This window comes from Pasteurella skyensis, from assembly GCF_013377295.1.
GTDB lineage: Bacteria > Pseudomonadota > Gammaproteobacteria > Enterobacterales > Pasteurellaceae > Phocoenobacter > Phocoenobacter skyensis.
The window spans coordinates 1231392-1253217 of the sequence record NZ_CP016180.1 but is presented as its reverse complement, the minus strand read 5'-3'; the positions used below and the strand labels follow the sequence as shown (position 1 = coordinate 1253217).

The following is a 21826-nucleotide window of genomic DNA, read 5'->3' as shown; positions in this document are numbered from 1 at the left end:
TAGTTTTATCTAGGAATAGGATATCCACTGATAAAGGATACCGAGATTATGAACAATATCTATAAAGTTGTGTTTAATAAAGCAACACAAACTTTTACCGCAGTTAGCGAATTAGCTAAAAGCAAAACAAAAACTCACTCTTCAACAACCAATAAACCTCAGGTACAAGCGGGTAGATCCTCTTTTAAATTTGCAAAAATGACGTTAAGTGTATTAATAGCACTAGGTCTTAGTACTTCATCAATAGCTACAACATTAACTCCAGAAGAATTAAAACAACAAATTGATGATTTGAAAGCACAAGTTGAAAAATTAGAAAAACAGAAAAATTATTTTCATGTAAATAGTGCAAATTATAATCAATCAGGTACAGATGATAATGCAGATGTGATCAATGGTATTGGTGGAGCAAAAGGAGCTTATTCAGTTACAGCTGGTGTTGATGCTCAGGCTATATCACAAGATTCAGTTGCTTTGGGACATAATGCTAAAGCAGCGGATACTTATGCTGTTGCTATTGGACATGGAGCCCAAGCACTAGGGCATCGTTCAATTGCTATTGGTGATGACGCTATTACTGGAGTTGGTCTCCAAAGTACAGCCGTTGGTCATGGTGCGCGCGCAACAGGATTGGAGTCAACGGCCTTTGGTAATTATTCACATGCTTTAGGTGAGCAAGCTTTGGCCATAGGTAATGATGTATTTGCAGGTGGTATTTACTCAATTGCCATGGGGACTCGTTGGATTGGTTCGAATGATCCAGAAGGTCATGAAGGTGGAGAAGGTGAAAGAACAACCACTGATGGTAATTTTGCTATTGCGATTGGTAGTGGTTATGATAGAAATAGTCAAAATCAGATTGCTGAAAGCGATGGAGATTATGGTATTGCATTGGGAACAAGTGCGAGAACAGAAAAAGCAGGTGTGGCAGGGGTTGCAATTGGTCGCTTTTCTTCAGTAGATAAGTTGGGAGGTGTTGCAATTGGTTCTAGATCAGCGGCTCATCGTGCAGCAATGTCAACGGCTAGTCTTGGAGTTGATGCTAATGCTACTGTTGATACTAACAAAGTTTATGCAAGTAAGGGAATAAGTGATATAGATAAAGAAGCTATTTTATCAACGGTTAAGGGTGAATTGGGAGCCGTATCTGTTGGTTCACAAGATAGAACTTTTAAGTTAAGGGATAAATTTGATCAAGATGGTAATGTGATTGAAGAGGGTAAAACATTTACCATTAAAGGTGCAACACGTCAGATTATCAATGTAGCGGCAGGCTCTGAAGACAGTGATGCAGTTAATGTTGCTCAATTAAAAGCAGCATTTAATGCGGTTGGGACAGCAAAAAATTACTTCCATGTAAATAAAACGGAAAATACACAAACAGGTAATGAAAGTAATGAAGCCTTTGTTGATGGTATTGGTGGTGCCAAGGGTGGTTTGGCAATAGCTGGTGGGGTGAATGCTCAAGCAACAGGGGATAGTTCAGTTGCATTTGGATATGATGCAGATGCCATTGGTAGTAATGCCATTGCGATTGGTAGAGAAGCATATGCTTATGGTACGCATTCGAGTACAACTGAAGTTGATGGTACTGTTGCTTTAGGTCATAAAGCACAGGCAAAAGTAGGTGGTAATGTTGCTATTGGTACAGAAGCTGTTGCTGAAGAACTTAGAAGTACTGCCATCGGTTATGGTACAAGAGCTACAGGACAAATGAGTACAGCACTGGGCCAAAATGCTCACGCTACAAGTACAGAGTCGTTAGCACTGGGTTCATTTACTCATGCAACCGGTGCACAAACTATTGCGGTTGGTAATGATTTGTTTGCTGAAGGTACTCAATCCATTGTTATTGGTACTCGTCATATTGGCTCATCGTCTCCAGATAATGGTCTTAATGGTGAAGGAAAAGATACTGCAACTAATGGTGCTTTTGCTATTGCGATAGGGAGTGGAGCAGGTCGAGGTTCTGATGTTCAACTTGCTGAAAGTGATGCGGATTATGGTATTGCATTAGGAACAAGCTCAAGAACAGAAGCCAGAGCAAGAGCAGGGGTTGCTATTGGGTTATTATCATCGGCAGAATCCTCTGGTGGTGTAGCACTGGGACGTGATTCTATTGCTAACCGTAATGCGATTAGCGGTAAAAAAACCAGTACAGAAGCCCAAGCCTCGGCTGGTGCAGTATATGCTAATGAGGCAGCAACAGGTGATGATAAGAGTGATATTTTAAAAACAGTTCAAGGTCGTCTTGGAGCAGTGTCTGTTGGTACTGGAGACAGAGAGTTTGCAGAAAGAGACTATAAAGAAGGCGAAGAAACCAAAGCAGGTGAGAAGCATGCTATTAGTAAAGGGACACGTCAGATTATAAATGTAGCAGCGGGTTCTGAAGATAGTGATGCAGTTAACGTTGCACAATTAAAAGCAGTGGCTCATACTGCTGAAAAACACACAGAAGTTAAGAATGGTACAAATGTAGCAGATGTTGTTAAGACAACAGGCACAGACGGACACGATATTTACACAGTAAATGTTGAAGGCACAAAAGTAGCAGGAAGTACAGATGTAGTGGTGAGTTCAACAGCAGATGCGGCGACGAATGATACCACTTATAACGTTGATTTAAGTGCTGGTATTAAAGCAGAGATTGCGAATAAGTCAGTAGAAAAAGTTGCGGCAGGTACTGGCATTAAAGTAACCTCAACAGCCGATGATGATAAAACTTATACGGTTGAATTAGATCAGACAGCAAAGACACAGCTAGCAAAAGAAGAGTCGGTAGTGTCGACGAATAATAACGTAGCTATTACTCATGCGACAACTAATAGTACAGGTGGTCTCGAGTATGCGTTAACTTTGGCGAGTAACTTAACAGGAATTACCTCAATAGGTAACGCACCGAATGGTGGTAAAATCATCTTAGGTGAAACAGATAAAAATATCTCGGTGAATGGAGGTAAGCTGACTAATGTTAAACAAGGTACAGAGAATACAGATGCGGTAAATGTTAAGCAATTAAAAGACTATGTCACAAGTACAGCGAAGCCGACAGCGGTGACGGTGAATGAAGGAACAGAGGCTAATTCAAATGACTATAATACGACAGGTAACTTGCAAATCAAGGAGACGACAGCAAATGGTGGAAAACCGACGTATGATATCAAGTTAGCAGATAAAGTGACCTTAGGCACCGCAGACAATCAAATTGTTATTGATGGAACAACTGGCAATATTACAGCAGGAGGGGTTGCAATTGATGGAGCTGCGAACACTGTAAAAGGTTTAAGTAATACCACCTTTGATCCAAATGCGACTTATACAGGTGGACAAGCAGCGACTCAAGAGCAATTAAAAGTGGTATCTGATGTAGCGGCAGATAAGTCAATTGAAGAAGTGGTTGGAACGAATGGTATAGCGGTAACGTCAAGTACTGGAGAGACAGATAAGACTTACACGGTAGGCTTAGATACAGCCACGCAAACGAAAGTAGATAATGCATTACAAAGTATTAAGACAGAAATTAACGGTCAAACAGTAGTACAAACCTTGGATAAAGACAACAACATTGCGAAGTTCAATGAAGGCAAAAATATTGTCTTAACGAATAACAATGGTTCAATTCAAGTTGCGACGGCGAATGATTTGAAGGGTTTAACATCAGTAGTGTTAGGAAATGCATTAGGAAATGATACTGTATCTTTAACGACAGGTGGTATTAATGCAGGTCAGAAGGTAATCACGAATGTAGCGACAGGTGTAAATGGTACGGATGCAGTAAATGTAGCTCAATTAACAGATACGGTGAATAAATCTAAAGTAGAAGTTAAGAATGGTACAAATGTAGCAGATGTTGTTAAGACAACAGGCACAGACGGACACGATATTTACACAGTAAATGTTGAAGGCACAAAAGTAGCAGGAAGTACAGATGTAGTGGTGAGTTCAACAGCAGATGTGGCGACGAATGATACCACTTATAACGTTGATTTAAGTGCTGGTATTAAAGCAGAGATTGCGAATAAGTCAGTAGAAAAAGTTGCGGCAGGTACTGGCATTAAAGTAACCTCAACAGCCGATGATGATAAAACTTATACGGTTGAATTAGATCAGACAGCAAAGACACAGCTAGCAAAAGAAGAGTCGGTAGTGTCGACGAATAATAACGTAGCTATTACTCATGCGACAACTAATAGTACAGGTGGTCTCGAGTATGCGTTAACTTTGGCGAGTAACTTAACAGGAATTACCTCAATAGGTAACGCACCGAATGGTGGTAAAATCATCTTAGGTGAAACAGATAAAAATATCTCGGTGAATGGAGGTAAGCTGACTAATGTTAAACAAGGTACAGAGAATACAGATGCGGTAAATGTTAAGCAATTAAAAGACTATGTCACAAGTACAGCGAAGCCGACAGCGGTGACGGTGAATGAAGGAACAGAGGCTAATTCAAATGACTATAATACGACAGGTAACTTGCAAATCAAGGAGACGACAGCAAATGGTGGAAAACCGACGTATGATATCAAGTTAGCAGATAAAGTGACCTTAGGCACCGCAGACAATCAAATTGTTATTGATGGAACAACTGGCAATATTACAGCAGGAGGGGTTGCAATTGATGGAGCTGCGAACACTGTAAAAGGTTTAAGTAATACCACCTTTGATCCAAATGCGACTTATACAGGTGGACAAGCAGCGACTCAAGAGCAATTAAAAGTGGTATCTGATGTAGCGGCAGATAAGTCAATTGAAGAAGTGGTTGGAACGAATGGTATAGCGGTAACGTCAAGTACTGGAGAGACAGATAAGACTTACACGGTAGGCTTAGATACAGCCACGCAAACGAAAGTAGATAATGCATTACAAAGTATTAAGACAGAAATTAACGGTCAAACAGTAGTACAAACCTTGGATAAAGACAACAACATTGCGAAGTTCAATGAAGGCAAAAATATTGTCTTAACGAATAACAATGGTTCAATTCAAGTTGCGACGGCGAATGATTTGAAGGGTTTAACATCAGTAGTGTTAGGAAATGCATTAGGAAATGATACTGTATCTTTAACGACAGGTGGTATTAATGCAGGTCAGAAGGTAATCACGAATGTAGCGACAGGTGTAAATGGTACGGATGCAGTAAATGTAGCTCAATTAACAGATACGGTGAATAAATCTAAAGTAGAAGTTAAGAATGGTACAAATGTAGCAGATGTTGTTAAGACAACAGGCACAGACGGACACGATATTTACACAGTAAATGTTGAAGGCACAAAAGTAGCAGGAAGTACAGATGTAGTGGTGAGTTCAACAGCAGATGCGGCGACGAATGATACCACTTATAACGTTGATTTAAGTGCTGGTATTAAAGCAGAGATTGCGAATAAGTCAGTAGAAAAAGTTGCGGCAGGTACTGGCATTAAAGTAACCTCAACAGCCGATGATGATAAAACTTATACGGTTGAATTAGATCAGACAGCAAAGACACAGCTAGCAAAAGAAGAGTCGGTAGTGTCGACGAATAATAACGTAGCTATTACTCATGCGACAACTAATAGTACAGGTGGTCTCGAGTATGCGTTAACTTTGGCGAGTAACTTAACAGGAATTACCTCAATAGGTAACGCACCGAATGGTGGTAAAATCATCTTAGGTGAAACAGATAAAAATATCTCGGTGAATGGAGGTAAGCTGACTAATGTTAAACAAGGTACAGAGAATACAGATGCGGTAAATGTTAAGCAATTAAAAGACTATGTCACAAGTACAGCGAAGCCGACAGCGGTGACGGTGAATGAAGGAACAGAGGCTAATTCAAATGACTATAATACGACAGGTAACTTGCAAATCAAGGAGACGACAGCAAATGGTGGAAAACCGACGTATGATATCAAGTTAGCAGATAAAGTGACCTTAGGCACCGCAGACAATCAAATTGTTATTGATGGAACAACTGGCAATATTACAGCAGGAGGGGTTGCAATTGATGGAGCTGCGAACACTGTAAAAGGTTTAAGTAATACCACCTTTGATCCAAATGCGACTTATACAGGTGGACAAGCAGCGACTCAAGAGCAATTAAAAGTGGTATCTGATGTAGCGGCAGATAAGTCAATTGAAGAAGTGGTTGGAACGAATGGTATAGCGGTAACGTCAAGTACTGGAGAGACAGATAAGACTTACACGGTAGGCTTAGATACAGCCACGCAAACGAAAGTAGATAATGCATTACAAAGTATTAAGACAGAAATTAACGGTCAAACAGTAGTACAAACCTTGGATAAAGACAACAACATTGCGAAGTTCAATGAAGGCAAAAATATTGTCTTAACGAATAACAATGGTTCAATTCAAGTTGCGACGGCGAATGATTTGAAGGGTTTAACATCAGTAGTGTTAGGAAATGCATTAGGAAATGATACTGTATCTTTAACGACAGGTGGTATTAATGCAGGTCAGAAGGTAATCACGAATGTAGCGACAGGTGTAAATGGTACGGATGCAGTAAATGTAGCTCAATTAACAGATACGGTGAATAAATCTAAAGTAGAAGTTAAGAATGGTACAAATGTAGCAGATGTTGTTAAGACAACAGGCACAGACGGACACGATATTTACACAGTAAATGTTGAAGGCACAAAAGTAGCAGGAAGTACAGATGTAGTGGTGAGTTCAACAGCAGATGTGGCGACGAATGATACCACTTATAACGTTGATTTAAGTGCTGGTATTAAAGCAGAGATTGCGAATAAGTCAGTAGAAAAAGTTGCGGCAGGTACTGGCATTAAAGTAACCTCAACAGCCGATGATGATAAAACTTATACGGTTGAATTAGATCAGACAGCAAAGACACAGCTAGCAAAAGAAGAGTCGGTAGTGTCGACGAATAATAACGTAGCTATTACTCATGCGACAACTAATAGTACAGGTGGTCTCGAGTATGCGTTAACTTTGGCGAGTAACTTAACAGGAATTACCTCAATAGGTAACGCACCGAATGGTGGTAAAATCATCTTAGGTGAAACAGATAAAAATATCTCGGTGAATGGAGGTAAGCTGACTAATGTTAAACAAGGTACAGAGAATACAGATGCGGTAAATGTTAAGCAATTAAAAGACTATGTCACAAGTACAGCGAAGCCGACAGCGGTGACGGTGAATGAAGGAACAGAGGCTAATTCAAATGACTATAATACGACAGGTAACTTGCAAATCAAGGAGACGACAGCAAATGGTGGAAAACCGACGTATGATATCAAGTTAGCAGATAAAGTGACCTTAGGCACCGCAGACAATCAAATTGTTATTGATGGAACAACTGGCAATATTACAGCAGGAGGGGTTGCAATTGATGGAGCTGCGAACACTGTAAAAGGTTTAAGTAATACCACCTTTGATCCAAATGCGACTTATACAGGTGGACAAGCAGCGACTCAAGAGCAATTAAAAGTGGTATCTGATGTAGCGGCAGATAAGTCAATTGAAGAAGTGGTTGGAACGAATGGTATAGCGGTAACGTCAAGTACTGGAGAGACAGATAAGACTTACACGGTAGGCTTAGATACAGCCACGCAAACGAAAGTAGATAATGCATTACAAAGTATTAAGACAGAAATTAACGGTCAAACAGTAGTACAAACCTTGGATAAAGACAACAACATTGCGAAGTTCAATGAAGGCAAAAATATTGTCTTAACGAATAACAATGGTTCAATTCAAGTTGCGACGGCGAATGATTTGAAGGGTTTAACATCAGTAGTGTTAGGAAATGCATTAGGAAATGATACTGTATCTTTAACGACAGGTGGTATTAATGCAGGTCAGAAGGTAATCACGAATGTAGCGACAGGTGTAAATGGTACGGATGCAGTAAATGTAGCTCAATTAACAGATACGGTGAATAAATCTAAAGTAGAAGTTAAGAATGGTACAAATGTAGCAGATGTTGTTAAGACAACAGGCACAGACGGACACGATATTTACACAGTAAATGTTGAAGGCACAAAAGTAGCAGGAAGTACAGATGTAGTGGTGAGTTCAACAGCAGATGCGGCGACGAATGATACCACTTATAACGTTGATTTAAGTGCTGGTATTAAAGCAGAGATTGCGAATAAGTCAGTAGAAAAAGTTGCGGCAGGTACTGGCATTAAAGTAACCTCAACAGCCGATGATGATAAAACTTATACGGTTGAATTAGATCAGACAGCAAAGACACAGCTAGCAAAAGAAGAGTCGGTAGTGTCGACGAATAATAACGTAGCTATTACTCATGCGACAACTAATAGTACAGGTGGTCTCGAGTATGCGTTAACTTTGGCGAGTAACTTAACAGGAATTACCTCAATAGGTAACGCACCGAATGGTGGTAAAATCATCTTAGGTGAAACAGATAAAAATATCTCGGTGAATGGAGGTAAGCTGACTAATGTTAAACAAGGTACAGAGAATACAGATGCGGTAAATGTTAAGCAATTAAAAGACTATGTCACAAGTACAGCGAAGCCGACAGCGGTGACGGTGAATGAAGGAACAGAGGCTAACTCAAATGCCTACAATACGACAGGTAACTTGCAAATCAAGGAAACGACAGCAAATGGTGGAAAACCGACGTATGATATCAAGTTAGCAGATAAAGTGACCTTAGGCACTGCAGACAATCAAATTGTTATTGATGGTACAGCTGGTAATGTTACAGCAGGAGGGGTTGCAATTGATGGAACTGCGAAAACTGTAAAAGGTTTAAGTAATACCACCTTTGATCCAAATGCGACTTATACAGGAGGACAAGCGGCGACTCAAGAGCAATTAAAAGCGGTATCTGATGTAGCAGCAGATAAGTCAATTGAAAAAGTGGTTGGAACAAATGGTATAGCGGTAACGTCAAGTACTGGAGAAACAGATAAGACTTACACAGTAGGACTGGATACAACCACTAAGAATTCAATTGATAGTGCACTACAATCAATTGTGACTCAGATTGATGGTGCTGAAGTTAAGACTTTAACGAAAGATAATAATAACGCCAACTTCTTAACAGGTAAGAATATTGTGCTTACTAATGAAGGCGGTGGTATTAAAGTTGCTACGGCAGATAATTTGAAAGGTTTAACGTCAGTTATTTTAGGAGATGTAGCAGGTGATACGGTTGTTTCATTAACTCAAAATGGCATTAATGCAGGTCAGAAAGTAATCAGGAATGTAGCAACAGGTGTAAATGGTACGGATGCAGTTAATGTTAATCAGCTTGAAAGTGTTGTAAATACAGCAGCAACGAAAGCGAAAACAGAAGTTGCAGGAGGTACAAATGTAGCTGGTGTTGTTAAGACAACAGGAACAGACGGTCATGATATTTACACAGTAAATGTGGAAGGAACTAAAGTAGCAGGAAGTACAGATGTTGTGGTTAGTTCAACGACAGATGCAACAACTAATGATACCACTTACACAGTTAGGCTTTCAGATGACTTTAAGACTAAAGCAAAAGATCAATCAGTAGAGAAAGTTGTGGCAGGTACTGGCATTAAAGTAACTTCTACAGCAGGTGACGATAAGACCTATACTGTTGAATTAGATGATTTAGTGAAAACTCAGCTTGCGAAAGAAGAATCAGTGGTTGCAGCAGATACCAATGTGGTTATATCTCAAACTAAGACCAATAGAACAGGTGGTAAAGAATTTGAGATTAAGCTTGCTGATACAGTGACTTTAGGTACGGGTGATAACCAAGTTGTGATTGACGGAACAAAAGGTAAGGTAACTGCAGGTCTTGTGACCGTGAATGGAAAAGAGGGAACAATCAATGGTTTAACTAATAAAACCTTTGATAAAGATAACTTTGTTTCAGGACAAGCGGCAACAGAAGACCAATTAAGTGCAGTAGCTAAGTCATTGACGACCGATATTGCCAATAAAGGACTTAACTTTAAAGGTAATGAAGGTTCGGTACATCGTGCATTAGGTACAGCACTGACTATTGAAGGTGAAAAAGGAGCTGATGCAACTCAACATTTAAATGAAAACTCAAAAACTGCTGCGGATAACTTATATGTTAAAGCAGAAGGTGATAAGTTAGAGATTAAATTGTCAGAGGATGTCAAAAACTTAAACTCAGTAGTACTTGGTACAGATGCGAGTGATAAAGATACTGTAGCGTTAACGAAAGACGGTATTAATGCAGGAAGCAAAAAGGTCACTCATGTTGCTGATGGTACCATTGCAAATGATTCGACAGACGCAGTCAATGGTTCACAACTATTTGATGTTGCAGATTCCGTTAAAAATAACTTTGGTGGTAATGCAAATGTAGCTGATGATGGTACATTGACCTTTACTGATATTGGTGGAACAGGTGAAGATACTATCCATGATGCGATTGCTTCATTGAAGAAAGTTACAGACCTTGGTGTATCAATAGTGACACAGATCGATGGTAAGGATGTAAAAACCTTATCTAAAGCAGATAATAAAGCTAACTTTGTGGCAGGTAAAAATATTGCCTTAACTGCAGAGAAAGGCGCTATTAAGGTGTCAACAAAAGATGACTTAGAAGTGAACTCAATTGCAAATGTGAAAGGTACTAAGCTAAGTTTAGGCGAGGGTGCTATTACACTGGCTACGAAGAAATCGAACGCTAATCCAACAGGAGCAGTGCAGATTAAAAACGTAGCGGCAGGTATTGCAGACACTGATGCAGTTAATGTTGCTCAGCTTAAAGGTGTCACTAAGGCTATTGATAATGTTGCTAGTGAGATGGAAGATATTAAAGGCGGAGTCTCTAGTGCAATGGCGGCGGCACTTTTACCACAAGCGTATTTACCGGGTCAAAGTGTGGTTTCTTTAGCAGGTGCAACCTATAAGAAAAATACTGCAGTAGCAGTAGGGTTATCTACTATTTCTGATAACGGAAAATGGATAATCAAAGGTTCGTTAAATACTAACTCGACAGGTGAAGTTGGGGGCGGTATTGGTGCTGGTTATGCTTGGTAGTTTAGGTATAATGAGGTATTAATCGAATTAAAGCCCTTTTCAGTTGAAAAGGGCTTTTTTATTTGTCAGGTATAGCGGGTAGATTTGTGTAAAAATTTGCAAAAAATTACAATAATCGTACCGCTTGTTTTGTGAGTTACCGTATTTTATTTGACTAATTTTAACTTTGTATTTTTTTTCGGTTTGGATTTTTCTGTCACTTTTACTGCCTGTTTAGAAGATTGACGAGCAGAGTAATTTGCTTCACTGTAATACTCTTCCTCTTGGAATATTACACCCTCACCTGTTTCTTGAGTATATATGGCAATAACAGCGCCAAAAGGGATATAAAGATCTCGTAATATCCCTTGAAAACGAGCGTTGAAACTAATTGCCTCATTATCTACACAATATTGAGCAATAGAGTGAGGAGACAGATTTAAAATAATCTGTCCCTCTTTTACAAACTCTTGAGGCACATCAACATTGAGGTATTCTGCATTCACAAGTAAGTAAGGCGTGGCTTCACTCTCAATGATCCAATCATAATAAGCATTATATAAATAAGGTCGTAATGGCTTCATTATTCTTTTTCATCCATTAAATGCTTAGGCGGTTTACCCCCAATAGATTGGATAAAGCTTTTACGTTGGAAAATTCGAGTCATATAGCTTTTTATGGCTTTACTTCCAGCACCTGTAAATTCAACACCTAGATTATGCATACGCCATAAAAGTGGTGCGATATAGCAATCTAATAGCGTAAAATCATCATTTAAAAAATAAGGTTTAGCTGCGAAGATGTTGCCTAAGGATAAGAATTCATCTCTTAGCTGTGCAAGGGCTTTTTTCGCTTCTTCAGATTCAGGATCTTTGTTTACTGTATCAATAAGTGAGTACCAATCTTTTTTGATACGGTGGATAGTTAAGCGACATTCTGCTCTTGCAACAGGATATACGGACATTAATGGAGGATGAGGAAAACGCTCATCAAGGTATTCCATAATAATGCGAGAGTTGAACAGGGCTAAATCACGGTCTACTAACGTAGGTAGACTTCCTCGTGGATTTAATTCTAATAAGTCTTCAGAAATGGTATCAGGTTCAATGTTTTCAATTTCATAAGGCACGCCTTTTTCTGCTAATGCAATACGAACTTGGTGACTATAAATGTCATTTTTATTAGAAAAAAGTGTCATTATAGAACGTTTATTTATACTCGTCATTTAATACTCCAGCGAATAATTTAAAATTAAAAAAATAACGTGTTATTGTAACATAAACCGCTGTATTTTTCACTTTTAAAAAAAGAAGAGGTGGATAAATATTATTTTTCTTGTAATTTTGCTCATTTTTGTTACATTTACCCAGTTTTGTATTATTAAATATTGAGTGAGATTATGAATCAAAAAATTGAGTTAGTTAAGTCGTCAATTAAATCCATTCCCAATTACCCAAAAGAGGGTATTATTTTTCGTGATATTACCTCATTGTTAGAGGTGCCAGAGGCATTTCAGGTAACAGTAGATATGATTGTTGAAGCCTTTAAAGATAAAGGTATTACCAAAATTGTGGGAACAGAATCAAGAGGCTTTATCTTTGGGGCACCGATTGCTTTAGCGTTGGAGTTACCTTTTATTTTAGTGCGTAAGCCAAATAAATTACCACGTGAAGTGGTTTCTCAATCTTATGAGTTGGAATATGGTCAAGATACTTTAGAAATTCATACGGATGCAATCGAAGAAAGTGATAATGTATTGATTATTGATGATTTATTGGCAACAGGTGGTACGGTTGAAGCCACAGGAAAACTGATTCGTCGTTTGGGTGGGAAAGTTGAAAATGCGGCTTTTGTTATTGGTCTGCCAGCTTTACAAGGCGCAGAACGGCTTCAAAAAATGGGTATTAAATCAATGACTATTATTGATTTTGATGGTCATTAATTGTTAGTTTAAAGAAAGAAATTAAAAATGTCTTATCAAGTTTTAGCTCGTAAATGGCGTCCACAACGTTTTCAAGATGTTGTGGGGCAAAAACACGTTTTAACCGCTCTTGAAAATGGATTACGTGAGGGGCGACTGCATCACGCTTATCTGTTTTCAGGTACTCGTGGCGTGGGAAAAACATCCATTGCACGATTATTTGCGAAAGGTTTAAATTGTGAACAAGGGATCAGTGCGATACCCTGTGGTCAGTGTGAGAATTGTAAAGCAATTGAAGAAGGGCGTTTTATCGATCTTATAGAGATTGATGCCGCTTCTCGTACTAAGGTAGAAGACACCAGAGAGTTACTTGATAATGTACAATATAAGCCAACGGTGGGGCGTTTTAAGGTCTATTTGATCGATGAAGTACATATGTTGTCTCGTCATAGTTTTAATGCGTTATTAAAAACATTAGAAGAGCCACCTGAATATGTGAAATTTTTATTAGCAACCACAGACCCTCAAAAACTCCCTGTGACTATTTTATCTCGCTGTATGCAATTTCATTTGCGAGCGTTGGAAAGACATCAAATTAGCGATCATTTGGCATTTGTATTACAGCAAGAGCAGATTGATTTTGAAACTTTAGCGTTGGATAAACTTGCTAAATCAGCGGAAGGGAGTATTCGTGATGCCTTGAGTTTGACGGATCAAGCCATTGCAGTGAGTAATGCTAATATTACGCTAGCGGTCGTACAACAAATGCTCGGTTTGCTTGATGATAATCAGCCTTTGGAGTTGGTTCAGGCTCTTGGTTTAGCTGATGGTGAAAAAGTAATGGCAGTAATTGATGATGTTGCCCATAAAGGGGTCGATTGGCAGGCATTATTAAGTGCTGTGGCAGAGGTGTTACATAAAATTGCGATGTTGCAATTATTACCGAATACGGATTTGGAAGAAACGCCGTTGCATTTTTTAGCCAAACAATTTTCACCAGAGGATGTACAGTTTTTCTATCAATTGATGTTAATGGGTAAGAAGGATTTACCTTTTGCCAATGAACAACGAGCAGGGGTTGAAATGACAATGCTCAGGGCGTTAGCGTTTCATCCTAAATATGTTGAAGAAACTCAAACTGTTGTTAAACCAAAAAGAGCAAATACGGTTTGTGATAATGCTGTAGAAGATACCACACAAGCGAATATTGAAAAATTAAAAGCACGTTTAAATGTCACCAGTGCTTCTGCTTCTCAAGATGCACCTTCTCACAAGACAGAAGCGGAGGTACCACAGCAAGCGGTCACATCAACACAAAAATTTGCAAATTTTAATGATAATCGTACCGCTTCCATTGAGCAGAATAATATTGAAAATTTGAATGATACTATTTCTCAACCTTTAGGAGCTGCGCCTGTTTCTCCTGCGTTGGCCGCACTAAAAGCACGTGAGCAGTTAAAAGCGAGTCGGATAAAATCAGAGAACGCTGAAAAAAAAAATACTAAAACCTTGAGTAATGTTACTTCAAATGGTGAAGTAACGACATTCAAAAAAGACGTAGAGGCAGAGTCTCCTCACCACGATAAAAAAATAGTAGATTTACAACAACGCTTAATTAATTTAGGCAATGCAAACCAACCACAGCAAGTTGAAAAAGAGGTTGGCTGCGATGATTTATCTGATAATGAAAATTATCGTTGGCAATGGTTAGATCCTGAATTAGAAAAAGAGCTTGAACAAGCTAAACCATCAGATATTAAGCAAGCTATTTTACAGCAACGTACCCCTGAATTAGTGCAAAAAATTACAACCCTTTCTTGTGAGCAAGATGAATGGTGCCGTATTATTCATCGTTTAAAATTATCGGGATTATCTCGTCAAATAGTACTTAATAGTTATTTAGTTACTAATCAAAACAAGCATTTACAACTTGTTTTAAAACCATCAATGGCTCATTTAGATACGCCAGAAATTCATCAAGCCTTAATGGAGGCATTGAAAGAAGAAGGATTCAGTTATTCATTAAGTATTGGTGAGAGTAGCGATCATTTCACCGCATTAGAGGTGAAAAGAAAGATTTTCGAGCAATTAATTGAGGAAGCAAAGCAAGCATTACATAATGATAAAAAACTGCAACTTTTGACTTCCACTTTTGCTGCTACAATTGATGAATCAACGATTCGTCCTATTGTAGAAACACAGTAATTTACCTGTTTCATTTATATTATTTTGAGAAAAAAATGTACGCATTAGAAATTAAGCAATTGGTTAAACAATATGCTTCAGGAGTGAAAGCTGTTAAAGGTATTGATTTAACAGTAGAAAAAGGGGATTTTTATGCATTGTTAGGTCATAATGGTGCAGGAAAATCAACCACCATTGGTATTATTAGCTCACTGGTGAATAAAACCAGTGGTGAAGTTAAAGTATTTGGGTATGACTTAGATTCTCAAAAACAGCAATTAAAACAGCAGATTGGGCTTGTTCCACAGGAGTTTAATTTTAATCTTTTTGAGCAGGTGGAAGATATTCTGGTTAATCAAGCGGGTTTTTATGGCGTAGCTCGTCAAGAGGCTTTAAAACGTGCGGAGTTTTGGCTAAAAAAATTAGAATTGTGGGAAAAACGCCATTCCCTTTCTTATGCCCTTTCAGGAGGAATGAAACGCCGATTAATGATTGGTCGTGCGTTGATGCATAATCCTAAATTATTAATTTTAGATGAACCTACTGCTGGAGTAGATGTTGAGTTACGACGCTCTCTTTGGGATTTTTTAAGAGAATTAAATCAGCAAGGAACAACCATTATTCTTACAACTCACTATTTTGAAGAGGCAGAAAGCTTGTGCCGTAATATTGGCATTATGCAAAATGGTGAAATTGTCGAAAATACATCAATGAAAGGGTTATTAGCAAAATTAAAAAGTGAAACCTTTTTACTTGATTTGGATAAAAAACAGACGCTCGAGCTGTCAGGTTATCCTTTTCGATGGGTAGATGATAATACGATTGAAGTTGAAGTGATGCGAGAGAAAGGCTTAAATGAATTATTTCAACAACTGAATTTACAGAATATTAATGTGGTGAGTATGCGAAATAAAGCGAATCGACTTGAAACATTATTTATTGATATGGCAGATTAATGATGCAAAATTTAACAGGATTTTATACTTTAGTATATAAAGAAACAAAACGGGTTTTTCGTATTTGGCGACAAACACTGATTCCACCAATGATTACCACAACATTATACTTTTTTATTTTTGGTAAATTGATTGGAACACGTATTGGAGAGATGGGGGGCGTGAGTTATGTACAATTTATTGCTCCTGGTTTGATTATGATGTCTGCCATTACCGCAGCTTACGGAAATGCGGCTTCATCATTTTTCTTGAGTAAATATTCCAAACATATTGAAGAGTTATTGGTTTCTCCACTTTCCACCCATACGATTATTGCTGGTTATGTGGGAGGGAGTATAGTACGAGCAGGTATTGTAGGATTCTTAGTAACGTCGGTAGCTCTTTGTTTTGTTTCTTATGATATTTATTCGTGGTTAGCGATTTTTGTGATTATGCAAATGACAATTGTGATGTTTGCTTTAGCAGGATTAGTGAATGCGATTTATGCCAAAAGTTTTGATGAAATTAATGTTATTCCAACTTTTATTTTAACGCCTCTAACTTATTTAGGTGGTGTGTTTTATTCTCTCTCTTTGCTTTCTGATTTTTGGCAAGGGGTGTCAAAGTTTAATCCTATAATGTATATGGTAAATGGTTTTCGTTATGGATTTTTAGGTATTAGTGATGTACCTATTTATTATGCTTTTACTGTTTTAAGTGCTTTTATTATAGGGTTATATCTATCAGTTTATCATTTAATTGAAAAAGGTGTGGGCTTAAGATCTTAATGCTCTTATTTTTTCTCTCATCGTGTGAGCGTTCATTTCTGTTGAAATTTGCAAAAATTTAATAGGAAGTGACCGCTTATTTTATATGTAAAGTAATAAGATAGGCGATTACACTTTTATTTGAGTCAGATCAGTGCCTATTCAATTTGATAATACTTCACATTGTTTTTTTATTGATTTTAAGGTATATCTAGCGTCAGTAAATTATTTAATTCATAAGGAAATAAAATGACAAAGCAAAACGTAATGCCGAGTAAGGATACTCTCAGTAGTAATATTCATATGCTAGGAGAGTTTTTAGGGGAAACCATTCGAGATGCTCAAGGAAGTGAGATTCTTGATTTAATTGAGAATATTCGAGTATTATCGAAAGCTTCTCGTTCTGGTGATGAGAAAGCAAGAGAGCAGTTGTTAGATACGCTTTCCAATATATCGACAGAAAAAGTCGTGCCTGTGGCTCGTGCATTTAGTCATTTTTTAAATTTAACCAATATTGCAGAGCAGTATCAAACTATTGCTCGTAATAGTGAAAATACCTCTTTTGGTGAATGTTCTTTAGGTAAATTATTTAAACGGTTAAAAGAAGAAAATGTACCTGTTGAAAAAGTGATACAGACCGTTGAAAAACTCTTAATTGAACTTGTGTTAACCGCTCATCCAACAGAGGTTACTCGTCGTTCTTTAGTGGGAAAACACGTAGAAATTAATCGTTGTTTAAGTCGATTAGAGCATAACGATTTGCCAGAATCTGAAGTGATTCGTTTAAAGCGTCGCTTAATGCAGATGATTGCATTAGCTTGGCACACCAATGAAATTCGTACTCAGCGACCAACGCCTATTGATGAAGCAAAATGGGGAATGGCGGTGATTGAAAGTAGTTTATGGAAGGCTGTCCCTGAATTTTGTCGTCAATTAAACTTTCATTTAGAGAAAAATTTTGGTGTGCAACATCAAGTAGGTTTAGCGCCAGTTCGTTTTTCTTCTTGGATGGGAGGAGATCGAGATGGTAATCCGTTTGTTACCCATAAAACAACTCGTACTGTATTAGCAATGAGTCGTTGGAAAGCGGCAGAACTCTTTTTAAATGATATTAGAAAATTAGCAGAGGAATTGTCTATTGTACGTTGTACTCCTGAATTTAGTGAGAAATACGGCGTACATTTAGAACCTTATCGAGTGGTAGTCAAAGGGTTACGTACCAAATTAATAAAAACAGTGGCTTACTATACGGAAGTTTTAGAAGATAAACCGTTAACTATTCGTAAAAAAGAGATTATCACTTGTGATGAGCAGTTGTGGGAACCGCTCTATGACTGTTATCAATCTTTACACGCTTGTGGAATGCGAATTGTGGCAAATGGTGAATTATTAAATATTTTACGCCGTATTCGTTGTTTTGGTGTGGGATTGTCTCGTTTGGATATTCGTCAAGAGAGTACTCGTCACGAAATGGCAATTGCTGAAATTACTCGTTATATTGGGTTAGGTGATTATTCTCAGTGGATTGAAGAAGATAAACAAGCATTTTTGGTGCGTGAATTAAATTCTCGCCGTCCGCTTATTCCAAAAAATTGGACTCCAAGTGAAGAGACTCAAGAGATTTTAGAGACTTGTAAAGTGGTTGCTGAACAGCCTGAAGGTGTTATTTCTGCCTATGTGATTTCAATGGCGAGAGAGGCTTCAGATGTATTGGCGGTGCATTTATTATTAAAAGAAGCAGGTTGTAAATTTACGATTCCTGTTACACCTTTATTTGAAACCCTTGATGATTTAGATCGATCTGAAAAGGTAATGGCACAGTTGTTTAATATTGGTTGGTATCGTGGCGTAATCGAAAATAAACAAATGGTAATGATTGGTTATTCAGATTCTGCAAAAGATGCTGGAATGCTAGCTGCTTCGTGGGCTCAATATAGAGCGCAAGAAGTTTTGGTTAAGTTGGCTGAGAAATATAGTATTGAACTTACCTTGTTTCATGGTCGAGGTGGTACTATTGGTCGAGGCGGTGCGCCTGCTCATGCTGCATTATTCTCACAACCACCACGTTCACTGAAAAATGGTTTACGAGTAACAGAGCAAGGGGAAATGATCCGCTTTAAGTTAGGTTTACCTGCCGTTGCGGTTGAGAGTTTAGAACTTTATGCTAGTGCTATTTTGGAAGCAAATATTTTCCCTCCACCAGAACCAAAACAAGAGTGGCGTGACATAATGGAGCGAGGATCTGATATTTCCTGTGAAGCTTATCGTCATATTGTGCGAGGAGAGGCTGATTTTGTTCCTTATTTCCGTAGTGCTACACCAGAACAAGAGCTAGGAAAATTACCTTTAGGGTCTCGTCCAGCGAAAAGAAATCCTAAGGGAGGAGTTGAAAGTTTGCGTGCGATTCCGTGGATTTTTGCGTGGATGCAAAACCGTTTAATGTTACCCGCATGGTTGGGAGCGGGGGTTGCATTACGTCAATTGATGGAAGAAGGGAATCGGGAAGCGTTGTCTGAAATGTGTGAAAAATGGCCTTTCTTTTCTACTCGTATTGGTATGTTGGAGATGGTTTTCACAAAAACAGACTTATGGTTAGCAGAGCATTATGATCAACGTTTGGTTGATCCACAATTACATCATTTAGGTAAGACATTACGAGAGCAGTTAAGATCTGATGTAAAAACTATTATAGAGTTGGCTCACAGTGATCGCTTAATGGGAGATCTTCCTGAAGTGGCTGAATCGATACGATTACGTAACGTTTATACTGATCCTTTAAATTTATTGCAAGTAGAGTTATTACATCGTTTACGTGCTCAGCAGGAAAGCAGAGATCCTATTTTAGAGCAGGCATTGATGATTACTATTACTGGAATTGCAGCAGGAATGCGCAATACGGGATAGCATTTTTAATATGGGTTTTGGGTAATTGTTCACAATTACTCATTACTTTTTTATTAGCATAAGAAGATCGTTTTTTTAACTTTATTGCTTTAATAGATGATCTTTATAACTACATCAAGTAAAATAGTAGAATATCTTGAGTTTTTCAAGGTAAACATCGATTTAAACTTTATGGAGATCTTCTTATGGCTATGAATAATATTCTTGGATTATTCGCTGAATCCCCCCTTAAACCGCTTCAAAAGCATTCAAAAAAAGTAACAGAGTGCTGTGAGTTATTAGTCCCTTTTTTTGAACAAACATTTAAAGAAGATTGGGATAATGCGGAAGATTATCGAGCCCAGATTGGATTGCTTGAACATCAAGCAGATGATCTAAAAAAAGAAATTCGTTTAAAACTTCCTCGTGGACTATTTATGCCAGTGGAACGTTCAGATTTATTAGAACTTGTTACACAACAAGATAAGTTGGCTAATTATACAAAGGATATTGCAGGACGTGTAATTGGTCGCCAACTATTAATTCCTAAACCTATTCAAGATGATTTTAATTACTTTGTTAAGCGTAGTATTGATGCTGTTCATCAAGCTCATAAGGTAATCGATGAAATGGATGAATTGCTTGAAACGGGTTTTCGAGGTAGAGAATTAAACTTTGTTAACAAGATGATCTTAGAATTAGATTTAATTGAAGATGATACGGATCAGTTGCAACGAGTTTTGCGTAAAGCTCTTTTAGAAATTGAAAGTGATTTTAATCCTGTTGATATTATGTTTTTATATAAAATTATTGAATGGATAGGGGTGCTAGCAGATCAGGCACAGCGAGTAGGTTCTCGAATTGAACTAATGTTGGCTAAGTCATAGCACTGGAGGAAGTAATGGAGTTAATTCAACAATATGGTCATATACTAATTATTATTACTGCAATGTTCGGCTTTTTTATGGCATTTGGAATTGGAGCTAATGATGTTTCCAATGCAATGGGAACGTCGGTTGGTTCTGGTGTTTTAACGATTAAACAAACAATTATTATTGCTGTAATTTTTGAATTTGCAGGAGCTTATCTTGCAGGCGGTGAAGTAACACAAACCATCAAAGGTGGCATTATTGATGTGAGTTTATATGCTGATATGCCAGATGTACTCGTACTCGGAATGATGGCATCACTGTTTGCTGCTGGTACTTGGCTTTTAATTGCCTCTCGTATGGGCTGGCCTGTTTCTACTACACATTCAATTATTGGTGCAATTATTGGTTTTGGTTGTGTGACAGCTGGAACAGATGCAGTTGAGTGGAGTAAAATTTTAGGGATTGTCGGTAGCTGGTTTGTTACACCTTTTGTTGCAGGTGTTGTTGCTTATCTTATTTTTATTAGCACACAGCGTTTAATTTTTGATACGTCAAAACCTGTTCAGAATGCAAAAAAATATGGTCCTTATTATATGGGGTTAACCGCTTTTGTATTATGTGTAGTAACAATGAAAAAAGGTTTAAAACATATTGGACTACATTTAGAGTGGTCAGAGGTTTTAATTATTTCATTTATTATTGCCGTTATTTCAACCATCGCTTGTTATTTTTATTTTAAAAGTTCAGCATTTGATAAAATTGAAGATGATAGCTTTGAAAGTGTGGAAAAAGTATTTGGTATCTTGATGGTTATTACCGCTTGTGCGATGGCATTTGCTCATGGTTCAAATGATGTTGCCAATGCAATTGGACCTTTGTCTGCTGTAGCATCCATTGTTGAAACTGGTGGGCAAGTTGCAGGTAAAACAGCCCTTGCTCCTTGGATTTTACCTCTTGGTGGTGCGGGAATTGTTGTCGGTTTGGTTGCATTAGGCTATAAAGTAATGGGAACCATTGGAACGGGGATCACTGAATTAACACCAAGTCGTGGTTTTGCTGCTCAATTCGCTTGTGCAACTACGGTGGTGATTTCATCAGGAACAGGTTTACCAATTTCAACAACTCAAACATTAGTAGGTGCAATTTTAGGTGTAGGCTTTGCAAGAGGAATTGCAGCACTAAATTTAAATGTTATTAGAAATATTGTTGCTTCTTGGGTTGTTACTTTGCCAGCAGGTGCATTTATTTCAATAATCATTTACAACATTTTAAGTGCTATTTTTTACTAAAATCTAC

General features: G+C 38.0%; 10 protein-coding genes. 8 read left to right on the top strand and 2 right to left on the bottom strand.

Translation table 11 applies throughout. The features are described 5' to 3' along the window. Positions 1-48: 48 nt before the first annotated feature. Entirely contained in the window at positions 49-10989 is a 10941-nt protein-coding gene (locus A6B44_RS06060; RefSeq protein WP_176673488.1) for a YadA-like family protein, read from the top strand. Positions 10990-11135: 146 nt separating this feature from the next. Here A6B44_RS06060 and A6B44_RS06055 read toward each other — a convergent pair whose 3' ends face one another. Both A6B44_RS06055 and A6B44_RS06050 read right to left on the bottom strand, forming a co-directional pair. Then, positions 11136-11552, bottom strand: a complete 417-nt coding sequence (locus tag A6B44_RS06055; RefSeq protein WP_090919555.1) for a ClpXP protease specificity-enhancing factor — start codon at positions 11550-11552, stop codon at positions 11136-11138. Then, on the bottom strand, positions 11552-12193 hold the full coding sequence (locus tag A6B44_RS06050; RefSeq protein ID WP_090919558.1) for a glutathione S-transferase N-terminal domain-containing protein: 642 nt from the start codon (positions 12191-12193) through the stop codon (positions 11552-11554). The genes A6B44_RS06055 and A6B44_RS06050 overlap by 1 nt, the downstream gene beginning before the upstream one ends. A 174-nt stretch (positions 12194-12367) precedes the next feature. Between A6B44_RS06050 and apt the strand changes: the two genes are divergently transcribed. The 7 genes from apt (at position 12368) to A6B44_RS06015 (ending at position 21819) form a co-directional block, all read left to right on the top strand. After that, positions 12368-12910 carry an adenine phosphoribosyltransferase gene (apt, locus tag A6B44_RS06045; RefSeq protein ID WP_090919561.1) on the top strand — a complete coding sequence of 181 codons (543 nt, stop codon included), beginning with the start codon at positions 12368-12370 and terminating at the stop codon, positions 12908-12910. Positions 12911-12937: 27 nt separating this feature from the next. Then, positions 12938-15094 (top strand): DNA polymerase III subunit gamma/tau, encoded by a 2157-nt coding sequence (dnaX, locus tag A6B44_RS06040; RefSeq protein ID WP_090919564.1) that lies wholly within the window; start codon positions 12938-12940, stop codon positions 15092-15094. Positions 15095-15129: 35 nt separating this feature from the next. Continuing rightward, complete coding sequence (locus A6B44_RS06035) at positions 15130-16029, top strand: ABC transporter ATP-binding protein (protein WP_090919567.1); 900 nt, start codon at positions 15130-15132, stop codon at positions 16027-16029. 2 nt (positions 16030-16031) lie between these two features. Continuing rightward, on the top strand, positions 16032-16796 hold the full coding sequence (locus A6B44_RS06030) for an ABC transporter permease (RefSeq protein ID WP_090919671.1): 765 nt from the start codon (positions 16032-16034) through the stop codon (positions 16794-16796). A gap of 246 nt (positions 16797-17042) precedes the next feature. Continuing rightward, positions 17043-19679, top strand: coding sequence for a phosphoenolpyruvate carboxylase (gene ppc / locus A6B44_RS06025; protein ID WP_090919674.1), 2637 nt, complete (start codon positions 17043-17045; stop codon positions 19677-19679). Between the two features lie 185 nt (positions 19680-19864). Next, positions 19865-20545, top strand: a complete 681-nt coding sequence (locus A6B44_RS06020) for a TIGR00153 family protein (protein ID WP_090919571.1) — start codon at positions 19865-19867, stop codon at positions 20543-20545. A 14-nt stretch (positions 20546-20559) separates the two neighbouring features. Beyond that, entirely contained in the window at positions 20560-21819 is a 1260-nt protein-coding gene (locus A6B44_RS06015; RefSeq protein ID WP_090919573.1) for an inorganic phosphate transporter, read from the top strand. Positions 21820-21826 lie beyond the last annotated feature (7 nt).

Coding starts and splice junctions, on each gene's coding strand:
- A6B44_RS06060 (WP_176673488.1), top strand. CDS start 49: ATGAACAATATCTATAAAGTTGTGTTTAATAAAGCAACACAAACTTTT.
- A6B44_RS06055 (WP_090919555.1), bottom strand. CDS start 11,552: ATGAAGCCATTACGACCTTATTTATATAATGCTTATTATGATTGGATC.
- A6B44_RS06050 (WP_090919558.1), bottom strand. CDS start 12,193: ATGACGAGTATAAATAAACGTTCTATAATGACACTTTTTTCTAATAAA.
- apt (WP_090919561.1), top strand. CDS start 12,368: ATGAATCAAAAAATTGAGTTAGTTAAGTCGTCAATTAAATCCATTCCC.
- dnaX (WP_090919564.1), top strand. CDS start 12,938: ATGTCTTATCAAGTTTTAGCTCGTAAATGGCGTCCACAACGTTTTCAA.
- A6B44_RS06035 (WP_090919567.1), top strand. CDS start 15,130: ATGTACGCATTAGAAATTAAGCAATTGGTTAAACAATATGCTTCAGGA.
- A6B44_RS06030 (WP_090919671.1), top strand. CDS start 16,032: ATGCAAAATTTAACAGGATTTTATACTTTAGTATATAAAGAAACAAAA.
- ppc (WP_090919674.1), top strand. CDS start 17,043: ATGCCGAGTAAGGATACTCTCAGTAGTAATATTCATATGCTAGGAGAG.
- A6B44_RS06020 (WP_090919571.1), top strand. CDS start 19,865: ATGGCTATGAATAATATTCTTGGATTATTCGCTGAATCCCCCCTTAAA.
- A6B44_RS06015 (WP_090919573.1), top strand. CDS start 20,560: ATGGAGTTAATTCAACAATATGGTCATATACTAATTATTATTACTGCA.